General features: G+C 60.6%; 16 protein-coding genes and 1 pseudogene. 7 read left to right on the top strand and 10 right to left on the bottom strand.

The genetic code is table 11. The annotated features are described in order from the left end of the window. Positions 1–1,217: 1,217 nt before the first annotated feature. A pseudogene (locus BUS42_RS46520) lies at positions 1,218–1,973 on the top strand (SDR family oxidoreductase). Positions 1,974–2,447: 474 nt separating this feature from the next. Here BUS42_RS46520 and BUS42_RS45160 read toward each other — a convergent pair. Both BUS42_RS45160 and BUS42_RS45165 read right to left on the bottom strand, forming a co-directional pair. Beyond that, positions 2,448–2,930, bottom strand: coding sequence for a hypothetical protein (locus tag BUS42_RS45160; protein ID WP_254053583.1), 483 nt, complete (start codon positions 2,928–2,930; stop codon positions 2,448–2,450). Beyond that, a complete protein-coding gene (locus BUS42_RS45165) occupies positions 2,931–3,764 on the bottom strand; it encodes an IS701 family transposase (protein WP_254053584.1) in 834 nt (277 codons plus the stop codon). A 198-nt stretch (positions 3,765–3,962) separates the two neighbouring features. On the opposite strand from BUS42_RS45165, the gene BUS42_RS46525 reads away from it, so the two are divergent. From BUS42_RS46525 to BUS42_RS17690, 4 genes are all read left to right on the top strand, one after another. Beyond that, positions 3,963–4,304 carry a YciI family protein gene (locus BUS42_RS46525; protein WP_074308375.1) on the top strand — a complete coding sequence of 114 codons (342 nt, stop codon included), beginning with the start codon at positions 3,963–3,965 and terminating at the stop codon, positions 4,302–4,304. 123 nt (positions 4,305–4,427) lie between these two features. After that, positions 4,428–4,568 carry a hypothetical protein gene (locus BUS42_RS43680; RefSeq protein ID WP_159452246.1) on the top strand — a complete coding sequence of 47 codons (141 nt, stop codon included), beginning with the start codon at positions 4,428–4,430 and terminating at the stop codon, positions 4,566–4,568. A gap of 202 nt (positions 4,569–4,770) precedes the next feature. Further along, positions 4,771–6,522 (top strand): hypothetical protein, encoded by a 1,752-nt coding sequence (locus BUS42_RS17685; RefSeq protein ID WP_074308377.1) that lies wholly within the window; start codon positions 4,771–4,773, stop codon positions 6,520–6,522. Positions 6,523–6,589: 67 nt separating this feature from the next. Next, positions 6,590–7,684 (top strand): phospholipase D-like domain-containing protein, encoded by a 1,095-nt coding sequence (locus BUS42_RS17690; RefSeq protein ID WP_074308379.1) that lies wholly within the window; start codon positions 6,590–6,592, stop codon positions 7,682–7,684. A gap of 18 nt (positions 7,685–7,702) precedes the next feature. Here BUS42_RS17690 and BUS42_RS17695 read toward each other — a convergent pair whose 3' ends face one another. The 5 genes from BUS42_RS17695 to BUS42_RS44385 all read right to left on the bottom strand — a co-directional run bounded on the left by BUS42_RS17695 (position 7,703) and on the right by BUS42_RS44385 (position 11,349). Next, positions 7,703–8,563 (bottom strand): HEAT repeat domain-containing protein, encoded by an 861-nt coding sequence (locus BUS42_RS17695; RefSeq protein ID WP_254053585.1) that lies wholly within the window; start codon positions 8,561–8,563, stop codon positions 7,703–7,705. Between the two features lie 657 nt (positions 8,564–9,220). Further along, the gene (locus tag BUS42_RS17700; RefSeq protein ID WP_074308383.1) at positions 9,221–9,634 is read right to left on the bottom strand and encodes a helix-turn-helix domain-containing protein; all 414 of its coding nucleotides are present in this window, start codon (positions 9,632–9,634) and stop codon (positions 9,221–9,223) included. Continuing rightward, positions 9,634–9,966, bottom strand: coding sequence for a type II toxin-antitoxin system HigB family toxin (locus BUS42_RS17705; protein ID WP_074308385.1), 333 nt, complete (start codon positions 9,964–9,966; stop codon positions 9,634–9,636). The genes BUS42_RS17700 and BUS42_RS17705 overlap by 1 nt, the downstream gene beginning before the upstream one ends. 175 nt (positions 9,967–10,141) lie before the next feature. After that, positions 10,142–11,107 carry an ISAzo13 family transposase gene (locus BUS42_RS17710; RefSeq protein ID WP_074308387.1) on the bottom strand — a complete coding sequence of 322 codons (966 nt, stop codon included), beginning with the start codon at positions 11,105–11,107 and terminating at the stop codon, positions 10,142–10,144. Next, positions 11,104–11,349, bottom strand: coding sequence for a hypothetical protein (locus BUS42_RS44385; RefSeq protein WP_074306014.1), 246 nt, complete (start codon positions 11,347–11,349; stop codon positions 11,104–11,106). The genes BUS42_RS17710 and BUS42_RS44385 overlap by 4 nt, the downstream gene beginning before the upstream one ends. Positions 11,350–12,059: 710 nt before the next feature. On the opposite strand from BUS42_RS44385, the gene BUS42_RS17720 reads away from it, so the two are divergent. Together BUS42_RS17720 and BUS42_RS17725 are read left to right on the top strand one after the other, a co-directional pair. Next, the gene (locus tag BUS42_RS17720; protein WP_074308388.1) at positions 12,060–12,425 is read left to right on the top strand and encodes a hypothetical protein; all 366 of its coding nucleotides are present in this window, start codon (positions 12,060–12,062) and stop codon (positions 12,423–12,425) included. Positions 12,426–12,528: 103 nt separating this feature from the next. Continuing rightward, complete coding sequence (locus tag BUS42_RS17725; protein ID WP_143206360.1) at positions 12,529–12,819, top strand: hypothetical protein; 291 nt, start codon at positions 12,529–12,531, stop codon at positions 12,817–12,819. On the opposite strand, the gene BUS42_RS17730 is transcribed toward BUS42_RS17725, so the two are convergent. The 3 genes from BUS42_RS17730 to BUS42_RS17740 form a co-directional block, all read right to left on the bottom strand. Further along, entirely contained in the window at positions 12,816–13,232 is a 417-nt protein-coding gene (locus tag BUS42_RS17730) for a hypothetical protein (protein WP_074308391.1), read from the bottom strand. The two genes, BUS42_RS17725 and BUS42_RS17730, sit on opposite strands and share 4 nt — an antisense overlap. 193 nt (positions 13,233–13,425) lie before the next feature. Continuing rightward, positions 13,426–13,761 carry a hypothetical protein gene (locus BUS42_RS17735; RefSeq protein ID WP_254053586.1) on the bottom strand — a complete coding sequence of 112 codons (336 nt, stop codon included), beginning with the start codon at positions 13,759–13,761 and terminating at the stop codon, positions 13,426–13,428. A gap of 498 nt (positions 13,762–14,259) precedes the next feature. Further along, entirely contained in the window at positions 14,260–15,036 is a 777-nt protein-coding gene (locus BUS42_RS17740; protein ID WP_015250513.1) for a FliA/WhiG family RNA polymerase sigma factor, read from the bottom strand. Positions 15,037–15,077 lie beyond the last annotated feature (41 nt).

Here is a 15,077-nt window from a genome sequence, read left to right on the forward strand (position 1 = left end):
CTACTATGGGTGCTCTGACTCCTGGACCCCCGGCTCTTCGTATCCTTATCAGGGACAATGAACACCGGCTTTGGCGAGGTCCAGGTCTCCCTGTGTTTCGTCATCGAACCTTCCGATCATTCCGTCTCCAACAACCTACTGTCGTCCCGACGCCATTCTGGGGTTTTGTGCGTCGGTCTTACCGGACCACATCACTGTGGACGCCCTTTCTGAGGGGCCATGCGTCAATTGGGCTTCGCCATCGAGGAGCAGGCTCGCCACGACAGTCGGCCGAATCGAGTTTACTTGCGTTACGGACTGATCGTTCACCTACGGTTGCTTCCCACCCCGCCTCGCGGCGACGCAGTTACCCTCGGTTACGAAGTGCCAGAACACTTCGGCAGGAACTCACACCCTGCGGATTCAATGCAATTACAGGCGCACTCCGCGACGCTCCGCGTCGTCCTCCCCGGCGGGTGGGGCCGCAGAGCGGCCAGAACGGCATTCCCACACCGAGCGTGGGAACGAGTTTCTCCCGCGAATTTCTGCCTCCGGGGCAGGCAGACGGCCCGGTTTCCTTGCGACAGACTCCCATACTCCGGCCATGAATTGGCCCATAAACTTCTGACAACGCAATAAGTTAAATCAAATCATTTTTCGTTGCGATAATTATTAAAATCACACAAGCACCTAAACGCAAAAAAACATGTCAACGAAAAACCGCCTCTTCTTTCTTTTTTCGCCCGACGCTCTCAAGGTCATACGGGAGTTCAACGAACCCCAGAAGTGACGGGTAGTTATCCAGGGGCGCAACCTCTCCCGGATGCTCATCAACCTGATTCACCACAGGCTCGAATGGATCACGAAGGTTGACCGCGATAAGTCCCGGTTCGGCACGCCGGAGGTGCTTCGAAAATTGCAGTTCGAACAGCGCCGAAGCAGGTAACGCCCCGGGCCAAACATGCGTATCTCCCGACTCAACGGCTTTTCTCTCCAACCACGCCCGGCGTCGGGAGTCGCCGGGGCGAATCCTCCCCGCGGATTGTCACAAATCCACCCCACCTGAACGTCCTTGTTGCTGACCAACAGGTACGACACACTCAGGACGGGGAGAAGTCACGGCCCTGTCCCTCGGCGAGGACGTGCAGGTCGTTGAAATCAGCGTCAACCCGGACAAGCTCGCCCGCTGGTCGGCGGCCGAGGTCGAATCGACAAGCAACTCACAAGAGGAACCAGTCATGAGGATCGTCGTGATCGGCGGCAGTGGGCTCATCGGGAAGAAGCTCGTGCCCATCCTGCGACAAAAAGGCCATGACGCGGTGGTCGCGTCACCCTCCTCGGGCGTCAACGCCCTCACCGGCGAGGGTCTCGCCGGGGCACTCACCGGTGCGAGCGTCGTGGTGGACGTGTCGAATTCGCCGTCGTTCGAGGACGCGGCTGTCATGGAGTTCTTCGACACCTCGACCCGCAACTTGTTGGCGGCTGAGACCGCAGCCGGGGTGAAGCACCACGTCGCTCTGTCGGTCGTCGGGGCCGACCGTATGCTGGACAGCGGGTACATGCGGGCGAAGGTGGCGCAAGAAGCGTTGATCAAGGCGGGCAAAGTACCGTACACGATCGTCCGAGCCACGCAGTTCTTCGAATTCCTGGGCTAGATCGCCAGTCTCGGGGGCGACGGTGACACCCTCCGACTTCCCACAGCTCCCATGCAGCCGCTGGCCGCCGACGACGTGGCGGCCGCCTTAGCCGACATTGGCTTGGGAGCGCCGACGAACGGGATGATCGAGGTGGCCGGACCCGAGACGCTGCCCATCGCGGAATTCGTAGGCCGATTCCTGAGCGGCAGCGGGGACAAGCGGACGGTCGTAGGGGACCCAAAGGCCCTTTACTCCGGTGCGGCGTTGGACGCCCGCGGCTTGAATCCGGGTGCGAATGCGCGGATTGGACCGACGCGCTTCGAGGAGTGGTTGGGCCGTGCTGGGATGAAGGGGTAACTCAGGGCAGTCTCGACCGGGTGAGGATCGAGGTGATGCCACCCTCCGGTTCATCAGCTCATCACGGGGCCGAGTCGGGCCATGCACCCCAAAGAGGTCAAGGCGAGAGTTGACGGGCCGGCAAAAAGTCCGAAACCAGAGAGTGCACCCACTGAATTTCTCAGGGTTTTCTCCCATTGAGCGGTGCGAAAATGGACTTTTTTCCGGTGCGTCGAGAGTTGACGGGCCGGCAAAAAAGCTCGCCGTGCACGCGTCCGGCTACCACATTTTCATCTCTACATCTGCAAAAATGCAATATTCTTATCTATCACAAAATCTCAATTTCATCAGAAATTGCCACCACATTATCGGGTTTTCCGCTCGGTCTTGGGTAAAGCCATGTAAGAGGAGCGGAGGTCGAGCCGACCGGTTCCGCCCCTCTGAGTCGGTGATGCTCTGGAATGGGACGATTCTCTCAGACTAGACTTTCGGACCTCAGGCCACGGCTGATAGCTTGTGGAGTAGTTTCCTGATGCATTCTGGTGAGGGTAGCTCCTCGCCGGTCTCTCCGTAAACTTTGAATTCCCACATCTGCAAGCGTAACGCACCCAGCATGTCCGTGAACGTCGGCATCACTCGGTCCTCGTACCACGGACGTTCCCGTTCGACGTGGGATCCCTCATGACCCTTCACGCAGTACCACAGGATCGTCAGCGATCCCACGAACCACGCCATCGGGTGCGCCCGCTCCACGCTCCGCACCCGCGGATCGTGCAGCCCGAGGAACTGCTTGCTGTCGAAGAACGCCAGTTCCACACTCCATCTTCGGCAGTATCCCAGGATCACGAAACCTGCCGAGACCGTCGTGTCCGTCGACACCAACGCCTCGTCGCGCCATTGGCCCAGCGGGTCGCGGACCAGCACCACCATCACCGGATCGGTCTTGCTCCCCTTGTACCAGAGTACGTCCCGGATCACCTACACCCGAAGCTCGCGTGCCCCCTTCGGGAAGTCGATCGTCAGGAGTTCCGCCGGGTAGGTCGTGGTGTCCTCGATCATCGCCTTGGGGTTCGGGAGGCGATCCCCCTTCTTGCGCGAGGCGCCCCTCTGCTTGGGCTGTCGCGGGGCGGGCCGCTCGTACAGCGCGGCCTTCCAGTGCAGCGGCCCGATGACCTGGAGGTTCGCAGGCCGATCCCGCAGCACGGCCGCGTTGACGTAGGCACTGTCGCCGACCAGCCAGAAGGTCCGCTCGGGATTGGCCTGGGCCAACTCCCGCGCCAGCGCCGCGGCCGACTGGGGGCGGGTCTGGTATCCCGGCTGGCCCTTCTTGCGGAAGAGCCGCCAGAGCACCGGCAGGCAGTAGTAGCGATCGGCGCGCATCGGGATCGGCACGGCGATGCCGAGCACGACCCAGTTGAGGCCGAACCGGAAGGTCTTGTGCCCCTTCGACGACATCACGGCGTCGAGGAAGATCCCGCCGAAGGCGACCTTGGCGCCGCGCTTGTGACAGAGTGTGTCGTCGACGGCCACCCAGACGACACCGCCGGGGACCAGATGGGTGAGGATCAGCGTGGCCAGGACGATCCCCAGGTCGTCCCACTCCCAGCATGCGGAGTGGAACACGGCATAGGCGGTGTCGTGGTGGCGCCGGGCAGCCAGGCCGGTGGCCTGCCAGACCTCGCTGATGGTATGCGGGCCAAGGCAGACGATCCAACCGGCGATCAGCGCCTGGAAGGTGGAGAAGACCTGGGGATGGAAGACATCGCGGAACGCCTCTACCAGCGCGGCGAGGCCGGGGATAAGCTGATCCATCGAGCGGACCTCCGTGCGTTGCCCGATCCTGGTGTGCTTGAACACCCTCCAGGATACCGGCCCCGCGCGTGATGGCACCGTCTCCGAGGGTCAGTTTCGCGCGATGATGAGGGGGATTCCCAACCCGGTGGAGCAACTCAAACCACTGTCAGGCACGGCCTGTATCACTAAACGCAAAATTCTTAGAGAAAGAAGATCATGGCAAAGTATCTAATTTCATTCCCCAGTGCTGCAATGAATGTACCCGACAGTGAGTGGGAGGCGGTGGGTCGAGACGCTCATGCCGTGATACGCGAGGCGAAGGAAGCGGGCGTCTACGTTTTCGGCGGTGGTATTGATGAAACAGTACCGCCCGTTCTCGTTTCGGCCAATGGCTCAGTCGCTGAGGGAGGCTACCCGTGGGCGCCTCCGCTCAATGGTGGATTCACTGTACTTGAGCTGCCTTCAAGTAAGGAGGCCATCGCATGGGCCGCACGTATCGCGAAAGCGTGTCGCTGTGATCAGGAGCTTCGAGTATTCGGGTTTGATCCAGAGTCGTGAGGTCGGAGTGTTGGTCCGCTCGTCTTGCATAGTCAAGGGCTGCTGAAAAAGTCCGAAAGTCTAGTCAGATTTCCGACCACTCGGAGCCGCCTTAATGAACTTCGTCGGCATCGAACCACACCCATGCAAAGGCAACATCGCTCGCTGGTCCGGCAGCGGCAACGCTTACGTCAACCGCTCACCGCCACCCAGGTCAAGCTCCGCCGGCTTCTGGGTGATTACACCGTCGACATTCTCCGTTTCTCGCCCTCCGGCGGCCTTTGAAAAACGAGGGAGTTTACGAAGACAAGTCAGACTGCATAAAATAGCCGTCCTGAAGATCGATTTCCGACGGCATCCCTGATCCGGTTGCGTTGTTCGGGCCAACTCGCGACGCACGTCGGACATCGTTCCGAAGGCCTCGCCTTCGACAAGAGTGTTCTTTTTTTGCACACGAGTTCACACCCGAGCCCGGAGAGGCATCCGAATGACTCGCAACTTGGGAGCGGAATCGCTTCGTCGATGGACCTGGAGGTCATCCCGTCCTGACGCGAACCTGCGGAGTCGCGCGCGGTCGCGAGCCGTTCGGCTCTCGCTCGAAGCGCTGGAGGATCGGACGACCCCCTCCACATTCCTGGTGACGAACGCGGTCGATCCGCGGGGGGCGGTGGTGCCGGGATCGTTGCGTTGGGCGATCAATCAGGCCAATAAGCCGCAGAATCAAGGGTCCGTCGTGGCGATCACGTCGTCCGTCGGCAGCACGATCACGCTCCGGGCCGGCGAGCTTCCGATCCGCTCGAGCCTGACGGTCGAGAATACTTCGGGACAACCCTTGACCATCCAGCAGGGGACGGCGAACTCGCGGATCTTCCATGTCTTCACCAACAACCTGACCACGACGCTGAGCATCACGGGTCTGGACCCCGCCTCTACAGTGACCCTCACCGGCGGGCACGTGGCGAACAAGAACGGCGGGGGGATCCTCGTGGACAATTCGCTCAACAATCTGACGCTCTCTTATGTCAACCTCGTCGGCAACTCGGCCGCACAAGTCAACTCCCCCCGGAACGGGGCGTTCGGAAATGGCGGGGGGATCTATTCGAGCGGCACGGTGACGCTCGAGCATAGCAGCGTTCAGGGGAACAGTGCCATCGGGATCAACAGCGCCTCGGGCGAAGGCGGCGGCATCTACGCCGATCTCGGCGTGATCCTGGACGCGAGCCGCGTCGATGCCAATACCGCCCGGGACTTCGGCGGGATCCTCAACGTCAACGGCGCAGTCAACATCCTCAACGGCAGCACGGTCAACGGCAACTCCTCCACCGCGAACAATCTCAACGCCGGGGAACTCGGCGGCGGCGGGATTGCCAACATGATCGGCAACGTCCTCGTTTCCGAGAGCCAGGTGAACAACAACAAGACCGTCGGGATGTACAGCGGCGGAATCGTCCTGCTGATCGGCGGCGCGTTCATCACTGACGGCAGCCAGGTCAACGGCAACACCAACAACGGACCCGGCGGCGGGATCGCCGCCAACTACGGCGGGCCGGTCGTCGTGACGAAAGGGAGCCAGGTCAACGGCAACACCTCCGCGGGGGTCGGCGGCGGGATCGTCAACTGGTCAGAATCGTACGGCGTAACCATCAGCGAAGGGAGCCAGGTCAACAACAATACCGCGACGAACGTGCAGAATTCGTCGTCGACCCTCGGGTTGGTGAAGGTCACTCAGCCCCCCGTTTACAAGGCGTTCCTCTCGGCCGGCCGGGGCGACCCCTTGCTCATGACGGCGCTCAAGCAATTCGCCTCGGCGAACATCCAGCGGACCCCCGCCATTTACCGAGCCTTCAACTACCTCCCCTCGAATCCCAATCCGGTCGTCGGGGGCGGCATCGCCGAAATGCTGGGCGGACCGGTCAGCATCAGCGGGGGGAGCGAGGTGAACGGCAACCTCTCCGGCAAGTTCGTCGACTCGAGCCAACCCACCGTCGGGGTCGGAGGCGGCGTCTTCGCCAACCTCGGCACCATCACGATCGACGGCAGCACGATCAGCGGCAACACCGCCACCGGCAGCGGCGGCGGCATCTGGAACGGGAACGGCCTCGTCATCAACAACACCCTCGTGACCGGGAACAAGGCGGGTGCGCCCGGCGGGGGCATCCTTAACAAGGGGTCGTTTTCATCCAAAAACAACAACATCACAAATAATTTACCCGACAACATCGCCTCCCTGTCCGGATGACGCGACAACCCGCCCCTGAGCCGATCGTGTTCGTTCCCGCAACTCTCATCCCTCGGAGGGTCGATCCATGGCCGCGCGCGGATCTCGGAGACAGGTGATTGCCAGGCCGACGTGTGAGACCTTGGAAGAGCGAGCACTCCTCACGGCCCTCAGACCGACGACCGAAGCGCGGAGTCTCGGCAGGGCGGGTCCGTTGCTCAGTGCCCCTTCGCTCTTCATCGAACCTCAGGCCGGCCGGGCGCCGATCGTCCAGGCGATCAACTCCGCTCGAACCGAAATCCGCCTGGGGATCTGCAACCTCAGCGACCCGCAAATCGGGGATGCGCTGGCCGCCGCGGTCGCGCGCGGGGTCGACGTCAAGGTCATCGTCGATCAGGCCGACTACCACAATAAGCCTCCGGAGCAGGCGGAGATCGCCACACTCCTCGCGCGGAACGTGCCGGTTCACCTGAGCAATTCGGTCTTCCCCCAGAGCTTCGAGAAGGAGTTGGTGATCGACCAGCGCCAGGTCCTCATCATGACGATGTGCCTGGTGCCGGAGACGTTTCAGGACACGCGCGATTACGGCCTCGTCCTATCGAACCGGAAGATCATCCGCGAAGTGACGTCGGTCTTCGACACCGACTGGGCCTTCTCCGCGCCTCCGGGCGCGCCGACCCCCGCGTACAACCCGACTCCCGCCCTCCATGTCTCCGACCTGATCTGGGGCCCGACCGACGCGACGGCCAAGCTCTCGCACTTGATCCAGTCGGCCCGACGCTCGATCGACGTCACGACCGAGTTGCTCAACGATCCCTACCTCGAAGGCCAGTTGGTCGCCGCAGAGCATCGCGGGGTACACGTCCGCATGATCACCCCCACAGTCCCCCGCGGGGCCGCGACCAACGTCCCTCAAATTGCCTTCCTCGCCGGCCAGGGCGTCGACGTCCGCGTGACGACCGAGCAGGCTCCCCCCCCGGACGCAATGCCGTATATGCACGCCAAGACGATGATCGTCGACGGCCGGACGGCCTACCTCGGGTCGATCGACATCGACACGACCGAGGCGAGCCAGGACCGTGAGTTGGGGATCGTGTTCCGGCAGCGGCCCCTCGTCCGCCAACTCAACACCCAATTCCAGTCCGACTGGAACAGGATCGCCGTTTCTTGGTCAAGACCATAGAGACGGATTCACGCCCTCTTATCGCGCACTTTGCAGTACGGTCTCGGCTGCGGCACGGACCTCACCATTTTTATCGTGTCGGGATTCTTCCAGAGCCACCACCGCATTCTGATCCAGGTGAGGCAGTGATCCCAAGGCCCGCACCGCCGTGGACCGCACCATGAACTCAGGGTCTCGGAGAGCGGAAATCAGCGGTGACTGGTCGATCTTGACCGCCCCGCCGATTTCACCGAGGGCCCAAGCGGACTGCTGACGAACATTGGTGTTTTGCGTGTGACTCAAGGCCATGGCCAATGCCGGGATGGCGTCGACGGCCTCCCCCCTGAACCACCCCAAGAGGTGAGCAATCTCAATATTCACACCATTCCTATCATTTTGATTGTTTGCTAAATTTTTGATTAACAGGGGGATCGCGGCTGGACCGATCCGCAGAATGACCTCTCGGGCCTCGCCCGCGGGTGGCGCGTAATTTAGCGCACGAAGGTCGAAAACGACCTGGGGAAACGCATCCATCAAAATCGCGAAGGCTGTTTGATTCTTGGGGTCGAGGAGGACCATGGCTTTGGCGGCGAACAGTCGGACGATGTCGTCGGGATCCGCTAGGGCGACGGCGAGATCACGACGAGCCGGCTCGGCGGAATCGCCGAGACTGAAGAGGCAATGAGCTGCGCCGCGCCGGGCCTGGACGATGGGATCCTTCAAGGCCGCGATCAGGCTCGGGATCGTCGAGGCGACCCGAGCGTTATTGGTCTGGCGGAACTTACCGGTTGCTTGGTCAATGGCGGGGGTGGCGAACTTGAACTGTTCGACGAGTTCGAACACGGCGACCTCCCGGATGTTCTCCAAGGGATCCTTCATCTTTCGGATGAGGATCGGCACGATTTCCGTCTCCGGTCGTCCCACTCGACCGACCGTCCCGATCGCGTTCCGCCGAACCTCGAGCTCGGGATCATCCAGGGCCGGAACAAGCGACGCGAACGCCGGACTGGCCCTCCCGCCGAAAATCCTGAGCAGGTAAGAGGACTTCTTGCGTACGGCGGGATCCCTCGAGCTCAGACACTTGCCGATGCTTTTGACGAATGTCGTCGATCCCCAACCAAATCGCCGAAGAAATTGGTCGATCGTCTTGGGCTCGAATTCGCCTTCCCTGCCGAAGCCTCGAATCGATTCCAAACTGTGAAGGGTCGCATTCAAAGCTCGGAGCCTGACCTCTTGATTCTCATCATGCAGGGCCTTGATGAGACCATGAACCGACGGATCCTCTTGCGCGAATCGCAAGAGAATGGAGAGTGCCACGGCGCAACCGAAGCCGGAAAGGAGAACGAGAACCAAAGGGCGCCGAGAGAAAGCAACAAACTTCGCAAGAGATAAATATTGAACCATAGGAATTGATCTTGGCGAGAACATTCAAGGGAGACCGTTGCGGAGGTAGGAAGTCCGCAACATCAATCGTATTCGTCACGTAAGAACCGACCGTCCTCATGTCACGACTCAGCGTGAATTCCGCGAGCCCAAGCAGAATCCGCAATCCTTACTTCACTTCTGGTCGATGAAAAGTCCCGGATCCACTTTGAAGAATCGCGACAGCGCCGTGAGGTGTTTTACGTTGAGTTTCCGCTTGCCAGCCAGGATCTCAGAGACCGTCGAGAGCGGAAGCCCAGCCCCCTGAGCCACGCCGGTTTGGGTCACGGCTTTGGCTTCCATCAGGTGAATGAGCATATTGACTCCGGACACGTTCCCCATCGGGTAATGAGTCTCTTCGTATTGCTCGACCAGCATTCCCAGGACGTCCAGGTAATCCTCCTCGTCCTTGGTGCGTTTCTCCTGATCAATCAGGGAGTCGATCACCGTGATAGCCCGGTCAAGCTCAGCCTCCGAACGAATCGGCCGGAGCGGATAGGCCGCCACCAGTTCCATGTATCGCGTCAGGGGAGCGGCCCGCGTTGCCATCACTCCTTCTCCTTTGGCTTCTTCGTGCCCTTCGGCTTCGGCTGGTCGCCCTTCCAGGAACCTCGGTCGTATTCAGCATGAGTCAGGATGGCCCGAATGTAAACCTTACCCGCCTTGATCATGACGACCGCGATCAGGCGAAATTTGTTGCCGCCGATATTGAAGACCGCCAGGCTGCCGACCTGGTCGACAGAAGGGTAGTCGGACCGGACGTCGGCGAAGCTGCTCCACCGTGCGTTCTTGACCAACCGATACCACGATTCAAGAGCCGTCTCGGATGCGGGGTAGGCCTTGGCGAACTCCTTCAGTTTCTTGCGGCTGACGACATGCATCCCGCCCCTCGCAGCGAACCAATTCGCCTTTCCATTGCACTGATATAATAACTTCGCAGAATCAGAAGTCAACGTACGTCCAGGCCATCCTGGAGAAGGATCATGGCCCCCAAAGAGATAAGACCGGAGGTTTGGGTGGCCCGTCAAGGAATAGGCCGGGAATAACTTCCCGTTTTCATGCTGGTTTGGGGAGAGCCCGGTAGTTCCATTTGGGCAGGACTTTGTCGAAGACAATTTTCATGCCCTCCTTGAATCCCTCGGCGCACTTCATGCCGGTCTGATACACCTTCTCAAGGATTCGCACTGCCACCTTCAAGCCCGTGGCAGTCTCGGTCTTGGAGATGTAGTACTGGACCGTCTCCAACGTTCGAAAGATCACCCCGCGGCAGGCCCGCGTCACGTGCGGGAAGAGGCGGTGCTCGATCGGGTTGTACTTCGAGCAGTACGGCGGGTAATGGGCGATTCGGATCTCGATGCCCAGCCGATTCGCCAACTTCTGAAGTTGCTCCTTGAATACATATCTCGACGCACTATTGCTACCTCCGCCGTCGCACAGCACCAGCAGTTTCTTTGCCCCGGGATAGGCCAACCGACCGTGGTATTCCCACCAAGCCGCAATGCTGTCACAGGCCAGTTCGCTGGTGTCGTGGCTGGTGTTGAGGTGGACGAATCCAAGGTTCCGCCCCACGTCGTAGATCCCGTGCGGGATCACAGTACCCGAGCCCATGCTCCCGAAGTCATGGTCGTTGACCACGATCGTTTCTTGAGTATCGATCACCCCGTCGCGTTGGAAATCGCCCAGCAATTCCTTCTTCTTCGTGTCGATGCTGATTACCGGCAAGCCGGCCTTCAAGTACCTCTTCTTGAGACGGGAGATATTCTCGAACTGGGCGTTGCGATCCGGGTGGCGCGGCCCCATCGTCTTCTTCTTCACCGCCTTCCGCCTGCGGTAACCATGCTTCCGGAGCAACTTCGAGACGATGTCGCGACTGACGCGTGTCCCCAATTCCTCCATCCGCTTGGCGATCTGGCGCCGCGACAAGTTGGTCCATTTCACTTCAAGTCGCATCGGGTCGCCCGCGGTGTGATCCTCAAGGACCTTGTGAAACTTCACTTCGACGGCCAGGTCGACCTCGATCAACCGTTTCCGGCCGCCCCTTTTTTGCGAGTGCGGCCCGTGTCCAGGTCGTCCTCGCCTTCCAACTCCCCGAGGCCTAACCGGATCGTCTTCGGGTCGCACTCCAGGACACCCGCGATGTATTCGACCCCGCCGTGCCCCAACTTCGCGGCCTCGATCGCCGCATACCGCCGCCGGTCGTTCTCTTTCAACGAGCCGAAGAGCCGTTTCATCATCCGTTGGACTGTCGGTGTGTAGGCTTCCATGTGACCCTCCCGTATACTCCCTCCAAACATCTGGTCTGACATCCTAACCGATGCCAACCACGGAAGTTATCCCCGGCCTATTCCCAAGTCTCGCGACCATCCCCCACCGCTGCCGAATCCACCAAATACCCCAATTAAAGCACCTGATTCTATGATTATTCGTGGTGCTCATCGATCGCGGGGGGGAAGTTCGTCACCGCGAGCCTCCCGAGTGAAGTCTACGCCAACGCCCGCCAGATCGCTACCGAAGAGTGAGGCGTCTCATGAAGAGCCTGACCTGTCACAGGAAGCCGGGATTGATCATCGCTTACGTTTCCCAAATATTCCCTCAGGCCGCCCAACCCGCCCAACCGATACATTCACCAAGTCAGATCAAGCTTCCGGACGGAAATTCCCCCATGCGTGTCCGCGCTTTCCTCACATTCCTGACTCTGGCAATCTGCGGCTGCCAATCGGATGGTAGTCCCAGCTTGGCGGTGCAAGCGCTCGACAATCTCTTCTACCCGTACCAAACGCATTGCTACGCCCGAAAGGTAAAGCCAGGAACGACCTGGACGGAAATCGACGGATCGGTTGTCCGGCTCGGTGAGGATGGGCAGACACATCAAGTCTCAGGGCCAGTGGAACCGTCTCTCTCAGGCGACGCGGCGATAAGTCAGTGAGCATTGGTAGGAAATCAAGCGATTCGTGAACTCAAACTCAGAGGGGCCATGCTCGAGTCCAATCGCTATGAAGCCCCCGAAAGCACAGTGGCTTCATCAAACACTCTTGAGCGCCGGCCGGCCGTGTTGCTGCTCGAAACGCGTGAGAAGGGCAACTCACTTGGGCTGCATTACCGCCGGCAGTTCAAAAACCACCTGTTGCTCGCGATCATGATCTCCATCGCCATTGCCTGGTTCTCCTGGATCAATTTCCAGCCACTGGCTTACGTGATGATCGGCGTTTTCCTGGGAGCGTTACTCAGGGATTGGGGAATCGCGCGTAAACAAGCGAGGGTTTGGAAGATTCATGCAAGGCTGTTGAACTGGGACAAGGTGCGGCAAATGGCTGCCGGGGAAACGGTTGAGGGTGGATGATCTGACTCCGGAAGAGTCCTCCTTGGCGGGCTGGTCCGCTGAGTTTGGTCTTCAGACGGTGAATTCGCTGTCCCGGGAATCGTACGTGGGGGTGCTTGCTGTCATGATTGAACCGAAAAAGAGCTGGCTCGCCGCGGGAGCTTACGTCATCGACGCGGCCAGCGTGCTCTACATCAATACCTCCGCCCGCTGGCTCGGCGCCGCCGAGGGAGACAGCGAACGTGATGATTGGGGCGAAGTGCCCCCCTCACGGCAGGTGGAGAGGACCGGCGTCGAGGTCCACTTCGGATGGCATCCTGACCGTACCCCGCTCCGCTTTCTCGACGGCACCCGCGAGGCGGAGGACCTCAACGCGTTCGTCCGATCGGCCGCTTCGGCCCCTCGGGACGCCTAACCGCCAAGGCCACTCCCATTCCGACGACCCAAGGCAGCAAATTCCGACGATTCCCAAAATACGGTGATTCCTAAGATCACGATTCCCAAGACGGGTGCAAAATGGAGTTGCCAGAATCGGTCCAACACCAACTCCCCCGGTTCGTTGGGAAGATAGCGAACCCTCACTCCCTGGCCTTTTTTCAAGGAGACATACCAGGCTCGTAGCGTTCCTCTGACCAGCTTGCCATCCACACCGTGAACCGCTTCCGCGATCGTCACACCACCGCGATAGTGATACCCGCTGGTGACGACGACGGCTTCTCCAATGCTGGCTCGGAGGCTGTAGTTCAAGTCCGAGACGACAAGAAAACCTGCGAAAACACCGACGAGGATCGTCCCGATAAAATGCTCCCAAACTTGTTTGCGTTGCAAGGAAGCCCTCCCGCCCCTCTGGATTTCGCTGGTTGAGGGTGTGTTGCTGACAGCGACAGCGGCCCGACGGCAGTTCACTTACCAACGGGATGCGCACGCGGCTGCCGCTTCAAGACGTTGCCAACCCGCGTGCGGGAACGAGCGCGTTTGCGGGTATCGAGCAAGGGGGGGGGCGAGGAGCGAGCCAGAGCCTTCAGACGAAGGCCTCTTTGAGGTCTTGGGGCTTCTGTGTGCTGCTGGCCATGGCGCGCGTGAGCTTTCGGAACCGCAAAACGCCCCCAATCGAACCGGCGAGCGCGAGTACGGTCCAGGCCAAGATCATCACCCCGACCACGGCTTCGTCGACCTCACCCAGGAACATGGCGGGGCCGAAAACGAGTGCGATCCAGATCGTGAGCAAAAGACCGATTCGGAGAAGCCTCATCACCAGCGGGAACGATTTTTGGAGTTGCCGAGGGAAGTACACGAGCGGCAACCAGATCGCCCCTTTGATCGCCCTCATCAAGGCGGAATCCAATTGATCGAGCATGGCCTGATCCTCGCTGCCCTGGGTCGTCACGTGGGGCCCTCGCGGATGTCCATCCCGACGCCATGAGTCCTTTGGAGTGATTCGTCAGCCGATTCCGATTATTGGAGCCCGGCCCGACGATTCACGATCGTTGGGATCTCCAGCACATGGCCATGTATGGCCTCGCCGACCGATTCAAGCTCCCCTCCTGGGACCGCGGGCGTCCCGTCCGCCGTCCCAGGAAGACGAAGACACAAGGATGTTGCCGCTTTGGTTCTGGTAGGCGGGGAGTGTCCGCTCGCTGACGGTCGGGGGTTGGACTCGGCCCGAAGCCAGGGAGTTGATGCTCTCGGCTCGGCTCTGAGGCGAGCGACGAAGTTTGGCCGAATGGTTTCGAAACGGGCGCGGGAGCCCGTCCCGGCGTCCCCCGCGTTTTGGGTGGGGGACGCCGGGACGGGCCCGGAAAGAAGAAGGTGGGGGGGCGAGTGGGGTGGCCCCCGGCGGCAGCAGCAGGCTCGCTCAGGTGCCGAATTCGGGGCGGCGAGTCGAGAGCTGGGACTGGAGACGCTGAATGATCGATGAGTGCATCTGGGAAACCCGCGACTCGCTCAGGTCGAGCGTGGCGCCGATCTCTTTCATCGTGAGCTCTTCATAGTAGTAGAGGATGATAATCAGGCGTTCGTTGCGGTTCAGGCCCTTGGTCACCATCCGCATCAGGTCTTTGCGCTGAAGCCGGCGGGTGGGGTCTTCCCCCTTCTTGTCCTCGAGAATGTCGATCTCGCGGACGTCTTTGTAGCTGTCGGTTTCGTACCACTTCTTGTTCAGACTGATGAGTCCGACGGCGTTGGCATCCATCGCCATCTTCTCATACTCTTCGGGAGGTAGGCCGAGGCGTTCGGCGAGCTCGGCATCGGTCGGGGGCCGACCGTGCTGGGCCTCGAGCGACTTGCGGGCCTCTTCCATCTTCGTATGCTTCGAGCGAACGAGACGGGGGACCCAGTCCATCGTCCTCAGCTCGTCGAGCATCGCCCCGCGGATTCGAGGGACGCAGTAGGTCTCGAACTTGACCCCGCGGGTCAGGTCGAACGCGTCGATCGCATCCATCAGGCCGAAGACACCCGCCGAGATCAGGTCGTCGAGATCGACCCCTTCGGGCAGGCGCTGCCAGATCCGCTCGGCGTTGTACTTGACCAATGGCAAGTACCGTTCCACCAGTCGGTTGCGCAAGGGCGTGGTGGGCTGTTCCTTGAACTCTCGCCAGAGCTCTGTCACGTCCACGTCCAGCTTGGTTGACATCCTTGACCTCCATGTCGGCTGCGCGAAGGGGGGCACATCCA

Origin of the sequence: Singulisphaera sp. GP187 (genome assembly GCF_900129635.1) — a bacterium.
Classification (GTDB): Bacteria; Planctomycetota; Planctomycetia; order Isosphaerales; family Isosphaeraceae; genus Singulisphaera.

Bases quoted from the DNA above. Each gene is read 5' to 3' on its own strand.
- BUS42_RS17705 (WP_074308385.1), bottom strand. From the start codon at position 9,966: ATGCATGTCGTCAGCCGCAAGAAACTGAAGGAGTTCGCCAAGGCCTAC.
- BUS42_RS17725 (WP_143206360.1), top strand. From the start codon at position 12,529: ATGATTGAACCGAAAAAGAGCTGGCTCGCCGCGGGAGCTTACGTCATC.
- BUS42_RS45165 (WP_254053584.1), bottom strand. From the start codon at position 3,764: ATGGATCAGCTTATCCCCGGCCTCGCCGCGCTGGTAGAGGCGTTCCGC.
- BUS42_RS17700 (WP_074308383.1), bottom strand. From the start codon at position 9,634: ATGGCAACGCGGGCCGCTCCCCTGACGCGATACATGGAACTGGTGGCG.
- BUS42_RS17720 (WP_074308388.1), top strand. From the start codon at position 12,060: ATGCTCGAGTCCAATCGCTATGAAGCCCCCGAAAGCACAGTGGCTTCA.
- BUS42_RS17690 (WP_074308379.1), top strand. From the start codon at position 6,590: ATGGCCGCGCGCGGATCTCGGAGACAGGTGATTGCCAGGCCGACGTGT.
- BUS42_RS46525 (WP_074308375.1), top strand. From the start codon at position 3,963: ATGGCAAAGTATCTAATTTCATTCCCCAGTGCTGCAATGAATGTACCC.
- BUS42_RS44385 (WP_074306014.1), bottom strand. From the start codon at position 11,349: ATGGAAGCCTACACACCGACAGTCCAACGGATGATGAAACGGCTCTTC.
- BUS42_RS17735 (WP_254053586.1), bottom strand. From the start codon at position 13,761: ATGCTCGATCAATTGGATTCCGCCTTGATGAGGGCGATCAAAGGGGCG.
- BUS42_RS17740 (WP_015250513.1), bottom strand. From the start codon at position 15,036: ATGTCAACCAAGCTGGACGTGGACGTGACAGAGCTCTGGCGAGAGTTC.
- BUS42_RS43680 (WP_159452246.1), top strand. From the start codon at position 4,428: ATGCAAAGGCAACATCGCTCGCTGGTCCGGCAGCGGCAACGCTTACGT.
- BUS42_RS17685 (WP_074308377.1), top strand. From the start codon at position 4,771: ATGACTCGCAACTTGGGAGCGGAATCGCTTCGTCGATGGACCTGGAGG.